Source organism: Enterococcus sp. DIV0240d (assembly GCF_051711245.1).
Classification (GTDB): domain Bacteria; phylum Bacillota; class Bacilli; order Lactobacillales; family Enterococcaceae; genus Enterococcus_D; species Enterococcus_D casseliflavus.
On the sequence record NZ_JBIOMG010000001.1, the window covers coordinates 540,392 to 557,016 of the forward strand.

The following is a 16,625-nucleotide window of genomic DNA, read 5'->3' on the forward strand; positions in this document are numbered from 1 at the left end:
GATAAATGTGTCTGAAAAGAAAGAAAAAGTACTAAAACAAGAGAGCATCCCGCCTATGGGATTAAAAATGATTTTTCGCGAATTCTTAAAAGATAAAATGGCGATCTTTTCATTAGTTTTGTTAGTCGCAGTTTTATTGTTCGTGTTTATCGGCTCAGCAGTTATCGACCAATCACAAGTGATGCGTGTCAGCATCCTTGATAAATACGCTGTACCCGGCGCGATTTCGCCAAACGGCGGCACCTACCTTTTAGGGGCGGATGAAGGTGGCCGTGATGTTTGGGGACAATTGATCATCGGTGCGCGTAACTCAATCTTGATTGGTTTTTCAATCACGATCATTACGTCGATCGTTGGGGTCGGACTAGGGATCATCTCAGGTTACTATGGTGGCATCATTGATAACATTTTGATGCGTATCGTTGACTTCGTTATGATTTTGCCGATCATGTTGATCATTATCGTTATCGTATCGATCGTACCTCGTTATAACGTTTGGACCTTTATATGGGTCATGAGTGCCTTTTACTGGGTCGGAAAAGCAAGGCTCTTCCGAAGTAAGACCCTTTCAGAAGGCCGTCGCGACTATGTTAGTGCATCGAAAACCCTCGGAACCAATGACTTCGTCATCATGTTCCGCGAAATCATGCCGAACCTTAGCTCATTGATCATCACCAACTTAACAATGAACTTTGCAGCGAATATCGGTATTGAAACGACACTAACATTCTTAGGTTTTGGTCTGCCGACCAATGTTCCAAGTTTGGGAACACTGATCGGATATGCCAGCAGCGGTGATGTGCTGGTCAACAGACAGTGGATCTGGTTACCCGCATCAATTCTAATTTTAGTCTTGATGTTGAGTATCAATTACGTTGGTCAAGCATTTAAGCGTTCAGCGGATGCGCGTCAACGACTAGGATAAACAAGGAGGATACAGGATGAAGAAAAATATTTTTGGTATGGTCACTCTTTTGTCAGTGTTAGCATTGGCAGCTTGTGGCAGCAACGGCGGCGGAACCGATTCTTCTGGTGGCGGCAGCAATGCAGCAAACGATACGGAAGATGTAAGCAACTTCCCAATCGAAGTTAGCAATGATGCAGAGGCAATCGAAGGTGGTACTTTGGATGTTGCAGTAGTGATGGATACGCAATTCCAAGGGTTGTTCCAAACAGAATTTTATCAAGATAACTATGATGCACAATTTATGTTGCCAAGTAATGAAAGTTTATTCGTCAATGACGCTGATTTCAAAATTGTTGACGGCGGGGCTGCAAACCTTGAGCTAGATGAAGACAACAACACAGCAACAATTACTTTACGCGACAACCTGAAATGGTCTGATGGCGAAGATGTTACGGCAGATGATATCATCTTCACTTACGAAGTAATTGGTAACAAAGATTATACTGGTATTCGTTATGATAGTAACTTTACTAACATTGTTGGTATGGAAGATTACCATGATGGTAAAGCTGATACTATTTCTGGTATCACCAAAGAAAGTGACAAAGTCGTTAAAATTCAATACAAAGAAGTTCACCCTGGTATGATGCAAGCAGGTGGTGGTATTTGGGCTTCAGCATTACCAAAACACGCCTTTGAAGGAATCGAAGTCAAAGATATGGAATCAAGCGATCAAGTTCGTAAAAATCCAATCGTCTTCGGACCTTATGTAATGTCAAATATCGTAGCTGGTGAATCCGTAGAGTACGTTCCAAACGAATACTATTATGGAGATAAGCCAAAACTAGATAAATTATCATTTAAAGCAGTTCCAACTTCATCTATTGTTGAAGCGATGAACGCAAAACAATATGATATGGCTTTATCAATGCCGACAGATACGTATCCTACTTATAAGGATACTGACGGTTATCAAATCTTAGGCCGAACAGATACTGCTTACACTTATTTAGGTTTCAAATTAGGTAAATGGAATGCCGATGAAGGTAAAGTTGAATACAATCCTGATTCAAAAATGGCTGACAAGTCATTGCGTCAAGCAATGGGTTATGCATTAGATAATGATGCTGTCGGAAGCCGTTTCTACAATGGCTTGCGTACAAATGCAACGACATTGATCCCACCAGTATTTGGCTCATTACACAATACAGATGTTGAAGGTTATACTTTAAACATCGACAAAGCAAATCAATTACTTGATGATGCTGGCTACAAAGATGTCGATGGCGACGGTATGCGTGAAGACAAAAATGGTGAGAAATTAACCATTAACTTTGCTTCAATGTCAGGTGGCGAAACAGCACAACCATTAGCAGATTACTACATCCAACAATGGAATGAAATCGGACTTGATGTACAATACACAACAGGTCGCTTGATCGACTTCCAAGCATTCTATGACAAATTGGAAAATGATGATCCTGAGATTGATGTTTACCAAGGTGCATGGAATACTGGTTATGACCCATCACCAATGGGCTTGTATGGACCTAACTCTGCGTTCAACTACACTCGTTTTGAATCAGAAGAAAATACGAAATTGCTAGAAGCAATCGATTCAAAAGATTCGTTTGACGAAGCAAAACGTAAAGAAGCATTTGATGCATGGCAAGAATATGCTGCTGATGAAGCGTTTGTTATCCCAACACTTTACCGTAGTGCGGTGTTACCTGTATCAAATCGCGTCAAAGACTTCACATGGGCTTATGATGTGAATTACAATCCTTGGGCAACAATTTCAGTTACAGCTGAATCTCGTTAATCAATGATCGATGAAAAGACGTCCTTTCCAGGACGTCTTTTTTCTGTTTTTTTTGCGGGTATCTGAGAAAAACAGGCTTTTTTATACAGGAGAAGATTAAGTAAATAAAATTTTATTACAGTCTTTCCAAGAATTTGGAGGAAACATTTCATAATTCGGCAAAAACCAGTATAATAGGGAAGTGTCGATAAACTAATGAAGGAATGTGACAAATGAATACACAATTAACGAAAGAACTAAAAGAAAAGTTTGATATTGTGTTCCATGATGTAGATCTGCTTGAACAAGCGTTTACGCATTCATCTTATGTGAATGAGCACCGCAACTTGCACTTGTCAGATAACGAACGTTTAGAGTTTTTGGGCGATGCTGTCTTAGAGTTGATCGTTTCACGGTATTTGTATCGTGAATTGCCAGATCTGCCCGAAGGTAAGCTGACGAAGCTACGGGCGGCAATCGTTCGCGAAGACAGTTTATCCATGTTTGCCAAAGATTGCCGATTCGATGAATACATTCGTCTAGGCAAAGGGGAAGAAAACTCTGGCGGTCGTAAACGACCTTCTTTGCTTTGTGATCTATTTGAAGCCTTTTTAGGTGCGTTATACTTGGACCAAGGTCTGGAAAGTGTCAGCGGCTTTTTGACGAAAGTTGTCTTTCCAAAAGTAAAAGCAGGTGCTTTTTCCCATGAGATGGATCACAAGACCCGCTTGCAAGAAGTCTTGCAGCGCGGCGGCGATGTTTCCATCAATTATCGTTTGATCAAAGAAGCAGGCCCCGCCCATGAACGGATTTTTTGGACGGAAGTCTATTGCGATGATACCTTGATCGGAAAAGGACAAGGAAAATCGAAGAAATTATCAGAACAGGACGCCGCTGCGAATGCCTTGGCGGATCTTGAACAGTAAGAGAGGACTGGCGGAGTGTATTTAAAACGAATAGAGATTGCCGGCTTTAAATCCTTTGCCGACCGCACAGTCATTGATTTCGAACATCGAGTGACTGCAGTCGTCGGACCAAATGGCAGCGGCAAGAGCAATATTACCGAAGCGATTCGTTGGGTTTTAGGAGAACAATCTGCCAAAAATCTACGTGGTGGCAAAATGCCTGATGTTATTTTTGCAGGTTCTGACACCCGCAGAGCGCTAAATATAGCGGAAGTGACGATCGTTTTAGACAATAGCGATCATTACTTGCCGATGGATTACAGTGAGATCAGCGTGACTCGCCGCTTGAGAAGAACCGGCGAAAGCGACTTTTTCTTAAATAAACAAGCTTGCCGCTTAAAGGATATCCAAGAGTTGTTTATGGACTCTGGGTTGGGGAAAGAATCATTTTCGATCATTTCCCAAGGCAAGGTAGAAGCAATTTTCAGCAGCAAACCAGAAGACCGTCGTGGGATTTTTGAAGAAGCGGCGGGGGTATTGAAATACAAACAGCGGAAAAAGAAAGCCGAGCAAAAATTGTTTGAAACTGAAGACAATTTAAGCCGTCTACAAGATATCATTTATGAACTAGAAGATCAGTTGGTGCCTCTGGCAGCCCAAAGTGAAGCAGCCAACCGCTTTTTAGCGTTAAAAGAAAAATTGACGACGGTCGATGTGGCCTATGCGGTCTTAGAGATCACGAAAGCAAAAGAAGCGTGGGAGACAGCCAAAGCTCAACTGAGTACCTTTAACCAAGAACTGGCGCAGATTTCCGAAAAGATCAACCAAGGGGAACTGTCGTTACATTCTTTGCGGCAACAACGTACTGCTTTTGATGAAACGTTGGAGCGTTTGAATCAGCAGCTTTTAGAGGTCACCGAAGGACTGAAGCAAGCCGAAGGGCAAAAAGAAGTCTTGGATGAACGTTCAAAGCATACGCAAAAAAGCTCTGCCGAATACCAAGAAACTTTAGAGGAAGTCACAGAGCGGGTCACACTTTTAAATGAAGAAAAAACGGAACTGATCGGCTTGCTTTCACAAAAGAATCGTAGTGTGCAGGAAGTTGAAGCAGCGATGCTGGCGTGTCAGCAAGAGCAGGAAAAGTACCAACGTTCAGCAAAAGAAATCATTGAAGAGTTGCGCAGCCAATATGTCGAAGCCATGCAGGAGCAGGCAACGATTGGAAACGAATTGAAATACTTGGAGCGTCAATACCAACAAGAAGCCGCGAAAAATCAAACGGCGCTAAGCAAGCAGACGCAAATGAATACGTCGTTGAAAGAAAAGACGACGGAAGCGCAAATCGTGGAAGAGCAGCTGACGCAGGCTAAAGCGATTTTAGAAGAACAACGCAAGCAATACATCCATCTTCAAGAAAAAGCTCAGACCAACAAAAAACGCTTTGATGAAGAACAAAAGAAAATGTATCAGTTAATGAGTCAAGTGCAGCAGGTACGAGCGAAACAGCGCAGTCTGCAAGACATTCAAGAAAATTATAGCGGCTTTTATCAAGGCGTTCGCTTGATTTTGAAAAACAAACAGCAGATCAGCGGTATCGTTGGCGCAGTAGCGGAGTTGATCGATGTGCCACAAGACTATACCGTGGCGATCGAGACCGCATTAGGCGCCGCTGCACAGCATGTCGTCGTTGAAAATGAGCGGGATGCGCGAGCAGCCATCACGTATTTGAAAGAAAATCGAGGGGGTCGTGCAACCTTCCTACCGCTGACGACCATCAAAGCCCGTCATTTGCCAGATTATGCCCGCAATCAAGCCAAGCAAGTGTCTGGATTTATCGGCGTTGCCAGCGAATTGGTCCAGTCGCCCGAACACGTCCAAACGATTACGGATAACTTGTTAGGCAGTATCTTGATTGCCGAAGACTTGCAAAGTGCTAATGCGTTAGCACGGGCATTGAACTATAGCTATCGGGTCGTTTCTTTAGAAGGGGATGTCATGAATGCTGGAGGTTCCATGACGGGTGGCGCAACGAAGAAAAATGCCGGTAGTTTGTTTAGCCAAAGCAACGAGCTGCAACAATTGACGGCACAAGCGGCGCAACTGGATGAGCGGCTTTTAAAAACGGAAAAGCAAGTCCAGCATTTTGAAGCAGCGACCAAAGAAGCACAAGCAGCATTAGAAGAATTGCGGACGCAAGGAGAACAGGCTCGCATGACGGAGCATGAGCTGCAAAGCCGTTTACAAAATCTTGAGAATGACCTGAGCCGCTTGAAGCAAGAGCAGCAAGTGTTTGATTTTGAACATCGCGAAGTGCAAGCCTTCTTTGAGGAATATGATGAGAAGAAGACGAGCTTGGAAGAACAGCAAAAGAATATTGCAGCGCAATTGGCGAAAATCGACCAAGATATTCATCAAATGAATGCCGAAGAAGACTTGATCGAGGAAAAACGCCAAACCTTAGCACAAGAAAGTGCGCGCTTGCAGGCAGCTTTCGCAGTTCAAAAAGAACAAGTGGCGCATTTGCAGCAAAAAATTGCCGCTACGAATCAAGCATTAGAAGAAAACGAAGCGCGTCAACTCTCCTTAGAACGGCAGTTAGCTGCCTTGACAAGCAACGTCAGCGATCATGAGTTTTCAGAAGAAAGCATTCTTCAGCGAATTGAAGCCTTCACAAAAACCAAGCAGCAGGTAACAGCGGAATTGACGGTGATTCGTGAACAACGTCAAGTCGTTCAACAAGAAATCGGTGCATTAGACGAAGCCCTGAGTGCTGAAAACTTAACGCAAAAAGAAAAGCTGTCAGAAAAAACCGAAGTTGAGATCGAAAAAAATCGCGCAGAATTGGTGATGGATAATCGTTTGTTGTATTTACAAGAAGAATACAATCTCACCTTTGAAAAGGCAGCGCAAGATTTCCCTGAAATCGAGGATGCAGAACAAGCCAAAGTCGACATTCAGGAACTAAAACAAGCGATCGAGCAAATTGGTCCAGTCAATTTAAATGCGATCGAACAATATGAGCAAGTCAATCAACGGCATTTGTTCTTGACGAGTCAGCGAGACGATCTGCTGTCGGCTAAAGCACAGCTGTTTGATACGATGTCTGAAATGGATGAAGAAGTCAAAACCCGTTTCGGCGAAGTCTTCGATGCGATCCGTCTGCAATTCAAACAAGTCTTTCCTAATATGTTTGGCGGCGGTCATGCGGAATTAGTCTTAACAGATCCGAAAGATTTATTGAACACTGGGATTGAGATCGAAGCCCAACCACCGGGCAAGAAATTGCAAAACCTCAGCTTGCTATCAGGGGGCGAACGGGCACTGACTGCGATTGCGTTATTGTTTTCCATTATTCAAGTTCGTCCAGTACCGTTTTGTGTGCTTGACGAAGTGGAAGCAGCATTGGATGAAGCCAATGTCTCTCGTTTCGGTCATTACTTGAGTGCTTTCCAAAATGATACACAGTTTATCGTCGTAACTCACCGTAAAGGAACGATGGAGGCAGCAGATGTGTTGTATGGTGTGACCATGCAAGAATCTGGAGTGTCGAAGACCGTGTCCGTGCGCTTAGAAGAAGTGCGTGAAGGCGGTAGTTTTACAGCAGATCAAGCATAGAGGAGGAATGATATGATTAAACTGATTGCGATCGATTTAGATGGAACGTTATTGAATGACAAAAAAGAAGTGACTCCTCGCAACAAAGAGGTACTTGCTCGTGCCAAAGCACAAGGCGTAAAAATCGTCATTTGTACGGGACGTCCATTACGGGCGATCCGTCCGTACTTAGAAGAATTATCGCTGAAAGAACCCGGCGACTATAGCATCACCTTTAACGGCGGTTTGGTTCAAAAAAATGAGACTGGCGAGATCATTGAAAAAGCAGCGATGCAGCTGGCAGATATCCATGAATTGGTTTCAGTGGCGGAAGACTTGAATTTGCCTCTAGACGTGGTATCCGAAGAGGTTGTCTTGAGTTTACCCACTTCAGCAGCGCATCCATCGATTTATGGCTCGTTGAATCCTTTATTGGATTGTCGTCCTTTTGCCGTAGCTGATCTGGATGAATCGATGCTCTATAATAAAGCGGTGATCGCCTACCATCAGGAAGTCTTGGATCCTAAGATCCCTGAGATTTCCTCAGAGATCCGCGAGAAATATGAAATCATCAAAAGCCGGAATAACCTGTTGGAATTTATGCCTAAAGGAATCACCAAAGCCTATGGTATCAGCCTATTGGCGCAAGATTTAGGGATCAAGCAAGAAGAAGTGATGGCGATCGGTGATGAAGAAAATGACTTGCCGATGATTCGCTATGCAGGGATTGGCGTAGCGATGGCCAATGCCGTGCCAATCATTAAAGAAGCGGCTGACGTTGTCACCGTTTCAAACCAAGAAGACGGTGTGGCAGCAGTGATTGAAGAATATGTCTTAAAAGGAGGTGCGTAAGATGGGATTTTTTGACAAAATCAAAAAAGCGCTGATTGGAGAAACCAAAGAAGCAGAGCAAGAAATTGACAAACCGTTAGTCGATGCTGACTCACCAGAGGCACAGCGTTCAGAAGAAAGCCAGCCAGCACAAACTCCTGCTGAACAAGGCGCTTCAGAACCAGTGGCACCTGCAGAAACCGCCGACTCCAGTGATTTGGAGGCAGAGCAAGAAACTGCTGAAGTGTCCCTGCAGCAAGAAGCAACGACAGCGAACAAAGGAGAAGAAGCACCAAGTATTCCAGAAGAAGTGGCTAAGGATGTACCATCAGAGGAAACCCCAGCGGCTACACCAATCCTTCAACCAGCGCCAGAAACGGAAAGTGTGCAGGATAAATACACCAAAGGATTGACGAAATCACGGAAAACCTTTGGGCAACGGATGAACGAATTGTTTGCCAACTTCCGTACGGTGGACGAAGACTTCTTCGAAGAAGTGGAAGAAACGCTGATTGGCGCAGACGTCGGCTTTGATGCGGCGATGAAGATCGCGGATGCATTGAGACAAGAAGTCAAACTACGTAATGTGAAGAAAACGGCAGATGTCCAAAATGTCATCATCGAAAAATTGGTTGACCTATATGGGGAAGCGGGTGTCGGTGAAGTTAACGAGTTGAATATGCAGTCGGGGTTGACCGTCATTTTATTTGTTGGCGTGAACGGTGTTGGAAAAACCACCAGCATCGGGAAATTAGCCCATCAATTCAAAGCCGAAGGCAAAAAAGTCTTATTGGCAGCAGCGGATACTTTCCGTGCCGGTGCCATCGATCAATTAGTGGTCTGGGGTGAACGGGCTGGTGTTGAAGTCGTTCGTGGCAATGCAGGAGGCGATCCAGCAGCAGTCGTGTTTGATGCGATGGAGCGCGCAAAACGAGAAAATGCTGACGTTTTATTAGTAGATACCGCGGGTCGTTTGCAAAACAAAGTCAATTTGATGAACGAACTAGAAAAAATCAAACGGATCATTCAACGAGTGGACCCAACGGCCCCTCATGAAGTCCTGCTCGTGTTGGATGCAACAACGGGTCAAAACGCGATGAATCAAGCAAAACAATTTAAAGAAACGACGGATGTTTCTGGTCTCGTCTTAACCAAACTTGATGGAACGGCTAAAGGGGGGATCGTCTTGGCGATCCGTAACGAGCTGCGGCTGCCCGTCAAATTAGTGGGACTCGGAGAAGGCATCAATGATTTAGAACCATTTGATCCAAATGAATTTGTCGTTGGCTTATTCAAAGGCTTGATCAAAGAATAAAAAAACAGAGCCCTGTGTTAGGTGATACACCTACACATGGCTCTCCTTTATTGTTGCTTTTGTGAGATCAAAGGGAAGAGAAAACGGGTCGTCGTCTCTTTCCACGAGCTTGACTTGTGACGTAAAGCTGAGAACACTTGGCGTGGCAAATGTGGGTACAGCGATGCACGACTTTGCCAAAAATCAGGAAAAGCAGTTTGAAGGCTTCGTTTTCTTCTGCGCTGTCTAAAAACTTTGGGAAGTATCAGGCAGAATACAACGAGTTGAACGATGGGGAAAGATTATTTCTTAAGTTCCCCTTGGCGCTCAGTGATCATTTTTTCCAAGTTGTTCAATGTATCGATATCTTTATTGGTTTCGATAAAGTTCGTAATCAAATTCAATAAAGATTGATCAGACAATTCTGCTGCTAAGAAGTCTTCTTGGGTCACATTCGGAGAATACAACCGAGTCAAAACAGTACCGCTGTAGCCGATATCCGCTACTTTCAATAAGTCGTGGTTTTTTAGTTTACGTACGACTGCTTGAATGGTATTCTTGCTTAGATCTTGCTGTTGGACAGCAATGTCATTTGCAGAAAGAGGTTTGTCTGAATTCCAAAAGATATTCATGATTTGACGTTCGCGTTTGGTAAGATTAAGTGGCTTCATTCACTATTCTTCCTTTCAAAAAAGAGTAATATGGACATAATAATTTACTGTTCTATAAGCAGTATACTTTATTTTGAAGGTAAATATCAAATTTATTCAAGTATTTTATAAATTCTTGGTAATTTTAGTAAGAGATATTACAAGTGAGGAGCAAATTTCTGCATTTTTCACCAGTTTTCACTATAATAGATGGAAAGAAATAGCATTTGAGAAAAAATTTAGTAGAAGAACATAGAGGGCAGTCGAATGAAAATAAAAACATTGTTATCACATAAAGAGCTTTTTCCCTATTTATTGAAAGGACGCTACGGGATTGAGCGTGAAACGCAGCGGGTGCGGCTTGATGGGACGTTTGCAGGTACCGATCATCCTAAAACGTTAGGCAATCGGCGCTTCCATCCGTATATCCAAACGGATTTTTCCGAAAATCAACTGGAACTGATTACGCCCGTCGCTGATTCCGTGGATGAATTGTTCCGTTTTTTAGGGGCGATTCATGATGTGGCGTATCGTTCGATGTCAGCAGAAGAAATGCTCTGGCCATTGAGTATGCCACCGGCTTTACCAGAAAAAGAAGAAGACATCGTCATTGCTAAATTAGATCAATTTGAAGATGTGCTCTATCGCCGCTATTTAGCTAAAACATATGGTCGCCGCAAGCAAATGGTCAGTGGGATTCATTTCAATTTCGAATTTGCGGAAGACTTTTTGCAGCAGCTGTATGCTTTGTCTGAAACGAAGGAAAGCTTCCAGACGTTTAAAACGGCACTTTATTTGAAAGTAACTCGCAATTATTTGCACTATCGCTGGTTTTTGACGTATTTCTTTGGGGCGACTCCTGCTTCAGAAGCCAATTATTTTACGACAGAAAACGGACCGCAAGAACCAGTCCGCAGTATTCGCAATAGCCGCTATGGGTACACGAATCACGAAGACGTCAAGGTATCTTACGCTTCGTTAGAGACCTATCTTGCAGATATTGCCAAATTAGTGGAGACGGGAAAGCTTTCAGAAGAAAAAGAATTTTATGCGCCAGTGCGTCTACGTGGGGGAAAACGGGTCGCAGATTTAGCCTCAGCGGGTATCCGTTATATTGAGTTAAGAAATATTGACATCGATCCCTTTGCCCGCTATGGGATTTCCAAAGAGCAAGTCGCATTCTTGCATTTCTTCTTATTGTTTTTAAGTACAAAAGAAGAAGGCAGCGATGCGGATGCGTGGATCGAAGAGGGCAATCAGAAAAATGATCAGGTCGCATTAGAACATCCGCTTGCACCTTTGACTTATCAGCAAGAAGCGCAAGCGCTGATTACTGAAATGATGGACTTTGCCCAAGCCCTTGAGCTGCCGCATCCACCATTTTTGGATCAGCTTTCAGAAATGCTGGCTGAACCAGAAAGAACCTTCGCGGGACGTCTTTTCTCAGCAAGTCAAGCAACCAGTCAAGCCCAGACAGCAACATTGCTGGGACAAAAGTATTATCAAGCTGCTTGGGAAAAACCGTATCAATTAGCTGGCTTTCGAGCAATGGAATTGTCGACCCAGATTCTCTTGTTCGATGCGATCCAAAAAGGAATCGAAGTGACGGTACTGGATGAAACGGATCAATTCTTGAAATTAGCCGTGAGAGACCACATCGAATATGTTAAAAATGCCAATATGACCAGTAAGGATCAGTACATCGTCCCATTGATCATGGCGAATAAAACGGTCACTAAAAAAATCTTAGCCGAAAATGGCTTTCATGTACCAAGTGGCGCTGAGTTCGCTTCGGCAGAAGAAGCGATCACGTTTTATCCTCAGATTGCCCACAGCGGGTTTGTGGTAAAACCGAAAACCACCAACTATGGGATCGGTATCTCGATTTTCAAAGAAGGTGCCTCTTTAGCGGATTATCAAGCGGCGGTCGCCATTGCCTTTGCGGAAGATGATTCGATCCTCGTTGAGACTTTTTTGTCAGGGACGGAATATCGGTTCTTCGTGATCGATGGGCGAGTCGATGCGATTTTACTACGTATCCCTGCCAATGTCGTGGGTGACGGCAAGCGCACGATCACGGAACTCGTCGCAGAGAAAAATCTCGATCCATTGCGCGGCACCCATCATCGGACCCCATTAGAGCTGATCCAATTAGGGGAACTGGAACAACTGATGTTAAAAGAGCAAGGGTATCAAGTGGATTCAGTACCCGAAGAGGGGCAGATCGTTTATTTGCGAGAAAACTCGAATATCAGTACTGGCGGTGATTCTATCGATGTGACGGATGACTTCAACGATGATTACAAACAAGTAGCAGTCGATGCGGTAGCCGCATTACAAGCATCTATCAGCGGAATCGATCTGATTATTCCAGATAAAACCAAGCCAGCCAATGAACCGGGGGCTTATGGAATCATTGAAGCCAATTTCAACCCAGCGATGCATATGCACGTTTATCCATACAGCGGGAAAGGCCGACGCTTAACTATGTCTGTTTTACGCCTGTTGTTCCCTGAAGTCTTCGAGAGCTGATGGAAGTACAAAAAGCAAAGAACTGCACACTTTGGAAGGAGAGTTCCTTTCAAAGTGTGCAGTTTTTTTTATATCGTTGTTTGATTCCTGATCTGACAGTTAGCATAATAGTTAATCCCCTCGTTTTTTGTCTTTATTTATCAAATAATATTTATTTTAATATGAATACTGGAAAAATAATTGTATTTTTGGTAATCTAAAGAGAGGAAGTTTTAGTTTTTTTATACACGATTAAATAACTATCGTTTTTTGAAGAGCCGCTAAATTAGGTCAGCATGTATAAAAAAGATATGAACATAGATATTGTCTTTCAACTATGCTTTTACATATAACAAAATGAGTAACATCAAAAAAGCGGCAAAGGCAGACGGATTCTCTTAACTTTGTTAGTGACAAAAGAAGTGCAAAGATTGTTTTCAATTGAATCAAAAACGAAAGTTCATCATCGGAAACTGAGTTGAATCGATACTCAATGTTCAAGTTATTTGGAAGTAAGGCAGGTTTTATAGCCGAAACTGATTGTGGTTCGATGAGTGACTCCTAAACATAGGCGCATTGCTTTAAGAATTTGCGGAACGGTCCTTTGGCAGCACCTTATAGGTACACAAAGGATATGGATGATTTTTTCCGATCCCTGCGAATGTTTGACAGTGCTTTGTCGGTTCTTCATTCAGTGTGCAGGCTTTTTTCGTAGGCTTAAATCAATGGTTTTAGTGCTTCCAACCGAGGAATCACTTTTTCTTTAGCCGCTCTTTTCTGTCTTTCAACGGGCTATGATTCACACGAGCCCTTCTGCGTAGATAAGTATACTAAATTTATTATACAGATCCATCCTGAAATTTTAATCAGGTTATGGTGTGTAATAAGTTGAATATAATAGCATTATAAAAAGGAGAGTACGGAATGAAAAAATTTAATGGTAAGATTGTTAAAACGTTGGCATTACTAGCAACAATTTTTACGGCTGGTGCATTATCAAATCAAGTTTCGGCATCAGAAGAAACAGCATCCCCTATTTCCGCAAGCGTATGGGTTGCCAGAACACCCGAACAAATCAAAGCTGATATTACTGGGAATGAATATACGATTGTTTGGGGTGATACACTTAGCGCCATCAGTAAAGCGACAAATATTACGATCGAACGTCTAGCACAATGGAATAATATTTACAATATTGACTTGATTTATGCTGGCAACAAATTAGTGTTTGATGGAAATGTGGTTTCTCTAAAGGATGCAGAGGGTAATACGATTAGTCAAGCAGTGATTCAAGATACTGACAAAATTGATCCGACCAAACCAATTGGGGGAGGAAGCAATACAAATCCTGGAAACAGTAATAATGGATCAAATGTCTCTACAAAACCGACACCTCCAGCAACAGATAACGGATCAGGAGACGGATCAACAAAACCAACGCCGCCTGCAACAGATAATGGATCAGGAGAGGACTCCACAAACCCAACACCACCAGCAACGGATAATGGTTCAGGTGGAGATAATGGTTCCACTAATCCACCAGCTGATCGAGAGTTTGAAGTGACAGTCGTTGCAGAAAATGAAGAAATTACACGCCTCCGTGTCGGACCATTCTTAACTACCGATGAAGTGGCGGCATGGCTGCTTGAAAACTATGTTGGATTAGTTTCAGACCTACAAATCTATCTAGAAGGAAACTATATCTATATTGAGTTCAATATTCCGACACCTGATAATGGAGGCGCGACTGACCGTGAAATTGTAGTTGAAGTTGTCTATGAGAATTCATATTATACTCGTCTACGTGTCGGACCATTCCTAAGTAACGAGGAAGCTACTGCTTGGAAGCATGAAAATTATCCAGAAGTAGTTAAGGGGCATGAAGTTCATTTTGTAGGCGATTATATCTATATTGAATTTGGTGTATTTAATAAAGACGAAGATGATAAAGATGTAGACGGCGGAGATAACGGTTCCGGTGGCGGAGATACAGATGTAGATGGCGGCGAAAATGGCTCTGGTGGCGGAGATACAGATGTAGACGGTGGCGAAGACGGCTCTGGTGGCGGTGACACAGATACCGATGGTGGAGAAGATGGTTCTGGTGGCGGAGATACAGATGTAGATGGCGGAGAAGATGGCTCTGGCGATGGCGAAACAGATGTGAATATTCCAGTCAATCTGGGCAATAGCGGCATTTTTGCAGCTACTAGTGCAGAAGCGAGTGCAAGTGCATATTCTTTATGGGCTGAAGGGAAGTTTTTAGAGTTTACACGCTTTGTTATTCGGCCAGCGCTAAATGCAAATGGAGATCCAATTGGTTTTACAGTTGATTTTTACTAAATAAAAAAGATAAGTTGATTCTTTGATGTATCAAATAAATTAAGAAGAATACAACTTAAAACTAATAAAAACCAGTCAGAAACTGCCTCTGACTGGTTTTTCTTTGAAGAAATCATGAGAAATACGTTAACGTCCTGCTTTATGGTTCGCTTTACTAGCAAACTATTATATCCAGTACTTTCTATCTGCAGGAAGTATCGCGAGCCTTTTTTGGATGTTCTTATCCTTCAAAAGCAGCGATTTCAATCGTTTGTTTTGTTTCTTCCACCTTGAGACCCGTTCGGGCTTCCCACCATTGTTTCATTTCTTTTTCATAAGTGGTAGGAAAACGTTGGATCAAGGTTAATAACGGTACGCCTTGAATCGAGGCGTAGGGAAAGTTTAAAACCAGATTGTACTTCAGTTCCGACAGGAGGCTATAATATTGAAACATCATAAAGTTCATTTCATTCTTATCCTCCAGCAGGAGTACTTTCGGAGCGCGATCCAGCATAAAACCCAAGCTGCGCATCATGAACAATACGCCATCTAGATGGCTGGATTCGATCGTGGGTGCCGTTTTTAACAAATCGATATGCAGATCCAAAGCATCAAGCAGTTCTTTCTTTAATGAAAGGTAGGGCGGTGTTGATTGTTCCATGATAGTTCCTCCTTTTAATGGAAAAGACGTTTCCAAAATGACGTTTTCTCTGGTTGTTCCTGCTCTTTATCCGATGGAGCGGCAGCTGCAGGGAATTTTTTTTCGATATCGATGACGTCTTCATTGACGGCTTCTTTCCCAGCAATCAGCAAGCCGATACTGTCTGGACCAGCATCTTGGGCATCGGAGACGATCCGAAATTCCATCTGTTGTTTGGTCAGTAAAGTGATGTAATCGGTCTGGATCGATTCTGGCAATTTTCCATTAAGCAGCACGAGCGCTCCTTGATAATCTGGTAAGGCGTTCAAGAGCGTTTTCTGGTTGTCCTTCTTCTTCATTTCTGTTACTGTCATACTAAGATAACACCGTTCACGAAACGTGCCTAAATACTTGCGCTGTTCATCTGGGTTGACGCGAGGCGTCCCATACATTCCTGTATCAAGGCGTTTTTCTAATTCGTCTGACATTGAAGTATCCTCCTCAAAGCGTTTACTTATGCTTATTATAGCATATCCAGCAAATAGCAAAAGAGGGGTGCGATCGTGAGAGAGTATTGACAGAAAGTAGGGATCCTATGACAACAAAAGAACGACATTTGCTATTGTTAGCAGAAAATCAACGGTTGGAGACACCGAGGCTGCTCTTGCGTCCTGTTTCCTTGGCGGATGCAGCGGACATGTTTGCCTATGCAAATGATGAAGAAACGACGACCTTCGTCTTTGCTAGACATGGGTCGGTTGAAGAAACAAAACTACGCATCGCCGAGTATTTTGTTGCTGCACCCTTAGGAAAATTTGCGATCGAAGAAAAAGACTCAGGAAAAATGATCGGGACCATCGATTTGCGGGTAGAATCAGAAAAAGAGATCGCTGAGCTCGGTTATACATTGAGTCGCGATTATTGGGGGCAAGGGATCATGCCAGAAGCGGCAATGGCACTGCTGCATTTCGGTTTTGAAACACTCGAATTGATTCGAATTTTTGCTCGACATGATGCCCGAAATCCCAAGTCTGGACGGGTCATGGAGAAAATTGGGATGAAATTGGAAGCAACGATCCCAGCTGCCCGCAAATCGGGTGAAGAAATCATCGATGAAGTCACGCGTGGCATCACCCTTGAGGAATGGAAAAAACCTATCATGTAAAGGAG

At 43.1% G+C, this 16,625-nt stretch carries 12 protein-coding genes; 9 read left to right on the forward strand and 3 right to left on the reverse strand.

Annotated elements, in window-relative coordinates:
- The first annotated feature begins 55 nt into the window (after nt 1-55).
- The 6 genes from IGJ25_RS02595 to ftsY all read left to right on the forward strand — a co-directional run bounded on the left by IGJ25_RS02595 (nt 56) and on the right by ftsY (nt 9,353).
- Complete coding sequence (locus tag IGJ25_RS02595; RefSeq protein WP_153883525.1) at nt 56-925, forward strand: ABC transporter permease; 870 nt, start codon at nt 56-58, stop codon at nt 923-925.
- A gap of 16 nt (nt 926-941) precedes the next feature.
- Nucleotides 942-2,729: an oligopeptide ABC transporter substrate-binding protein gene (locus IGJ25_RS02600; protein ID WP_010748623.1), complete on the forward strand. Its 1,788-nt coding sequence runs from the start codon at nt 942-944 to the stop codon at nt 2,727-2,729.
- 212 nt (nt 2,730-2,941) lie between these two features.
- Complete coding sequence (gene rnc / locus IGJ25_RS02605; protein ID WP_005227136.1) at nt 2,942-3,634, forward strand: ribonuclease III; 693 nt, start codon at nt 2,942-2,944, stop codon at nt 3,632-3,634.
- A 15-nt stretch (nt 3,635-3,649) separates the two neighbouring features.
- Nucleotides 3,650-7,228 carry a chromosome segregation protein SMC gene (gene smc, locus IGJ25_RS02610; protein WP_225000633.1) on the forward strand — a complete coding sequence of 1,193 codons (3,579 nt, stop codon included), beginning with the start codon at nt 3,650-3,652 and terminating at the stop codon, nt 7,226-7,228.
- Nucleotides 7,229-7,240: 12 nt separating this feature from the next.
- Nucleotides 7,241-8,059 (forward strand): Cof-type HAD-IIB family hydrolase, encoded by an 819-nt coding sequence (locus IGJ25_RS02615; RefSeq protein WP_010748625.1) that lies wholly within the window; start codon nt 7,241-7,243, stop codon nt 8,057-8,059.
- 1 nt (nt 8,060) lies between these two features.
- Entirely contained in the window at nt 8,061-9,353 is a 1,293-nt protein-coding gene (ftsY, locus tag IGJ25_RS02620; RefSeq protein ID WP_010748626.1) for a signal recognition particle-docking protein FtsY, read from the forward strand.
- 281 nt (nt 9,354-9,634) lie between these two features.
- On the opposite strand, the gene IGJ25_RS02625 is transcribed toward ftsY, so the two are convergent.
- Complete coding sequence (locus IGJ25_RS02625) at nt 9,635-10,003, reverse strand: BlaI/MecI/CopY family transcriptional regulator (RefSeq protein WP_005227140.1); 369 nt, start codon at nt 10,001-10,003, stop codon at nt 9,635-9,637.
- A gap of 246 nt (nt 10,004-10,249) precedes the next feature.
- Here IGJ25_RS02625 and gshAB point away from each other — a divergent pair, with 246 nt between their 5' ends.
- Together gshAB and IGJ25_RS02635 are read left to right on the forward strand one after the other, a co-directional pair.
- Nucleotides 10,250-12,514, forward strand: a complete 2,265-nt coding sequence (gene gshAB / locus IGJ25_RS02630) for a bifunctional glutamate--cysteine ligase GshA/glutathione synthetase GshB (protein ID WP_438779087.1) — start codon at nt 10,250-10,252, stop codon at nt 12,512-12,514.
- A gap of 903 nt (nt 12,515-13,417) precedes the next feature.
- Nucleotides 13,418-14,836, forward strand: a complete 1,419-nt coding sequence (locus IGJ25_RS02635; protein WP_225000919.1) for a LysM peptidoglycan-binding domain-containing protein — start codon at nt 13,418-13,420, stop codon at nt 14,834-14,836.
- A gap of 220 nt (nt 14,837-15,056) precedes the next feature.
- Here IGJ25_RS02635 and IGJ25_RS02640 read toward each other — a convergent pair whose 3' ends face one another.
- Entirely contained in the window at nt 15,057-15,476 is a 420-nt protein-coding gene (locus tag IGJ25_RS02640) for a hypothetical protein (protein ID WP_010748629.1), read from the reverse strand.
- Between the two features lie 14 nt (nt 15,477-15,490).
- Nucleotides 15,491-15,943 carry a YueI family protein gene (locus IGJ25_RS02645; RefSeq protein ID WP_010748630.1) on the reverse strand — a complete coding sequence of 151 codons (453 nt, stop codon included), beginning with the start codon at nt 15,941-15,943 and terminating at the stop codon, nt 15,491-15,493.
- Between the two features lie 107 nt (nt 15,944-16,050).
- Between IGJ25_RS02645 and IGJ25_RS02650 the strand changes: the two genes are divergently transcribed.
- Entirely contained in the window at nt 16,051-16,620 is a 570-nt protein-coding gene (locus IGJ25_RS02650) for a GNAT family N-acetyltransferase (RefSeq protein ID WP_010748631.1), read from the forward strand.
- The last annotated feature ends 5 nt before the right edge of the window (nt 16,621-16,625 follow it).

What these genes read in the sequence shown, in the direction of transcription:
- IGJ25_RS02595 (WP_153883525.1), top strand. Translation starts at nt 56, where the DNA reads ATGGGATTAAAAATGATTTTTCGCGAATTCTTAAAAGATAAAATGGCG.
- IGJ25_RS02600 (WP_010748623.1), top strand. Translation starts at nt 942, where the DNA reads ATGAAGAAAAATATTTTTGGTATGGTCACTCTTTTGTCAGTGTTAGCA.
- rnc (WP_005227136.1), top strand. Translation starts at nt 2,942, where the DNA reads ATGAATACACAATTAACGAAAGAACTAAAAGAAAAGTTTGATATTGTG.
- IGJ25_RS02615 (WP_010748625.1), top strand. Translation starts at nt 7,241, where the DNA reads ATGATTAAACTGATTGCGATCGATTTAGATGGAACGTTATTGAATGAC.
- ftsY (WP_010748626.1), top strand. Translation starts at nt 8,061, where the DNA reads ATGGGATTTTTTGACAAAATCAAAAAAGCGCTGATTGGAGAAACCAAA.
- IGJ25_RS02625 (WP_005227140.1), bottom strand. Translation starts at nt 10,003, where the DNA reads ATGAAGCCACTTAATCTTACCAAACGCGAACGTCAAATCATGAATATC.
- gshAB (WP_438779087.1), top strand. Translation starts at nt 10,250, where the DNA reads ATGAAAATAAAAACATTGTTATCACATAAAGAGCTTTTTCCCTATTTA.
- IGJ25_RS02635 (WP_225000919.1), top strand. Translation starts at nt 13,418, where the DNA reads ATGAAAAAATTTAATGGTAAGATTGTTAAAACGTTGGCATTACTAGCA.
- IGJ25_RS02640 (WP_010748629.1), bottom strand. Translation starts at nt 15,476, where the DNA reads ATGGAACAATCAACACCGCCCTACCTTTCATTAAAGAAAGAACTGCTT.
- IGJ25_RS02645 (WP_010748630.1), bottom strand. Translation starts at nt 15,943, where the DNA reads ATGTCAGACGAATTAGAAAAACGCCTTGATACAGGAATGTATGGGACG.
- IGJ25_RS02650 (WP_010748631.1), top strand. Translation starts at nt 16,051, where the DNA reads ATGACAACAAAAGAACGACATTTGCTATTGTTAGCAGAAAATCAACGG.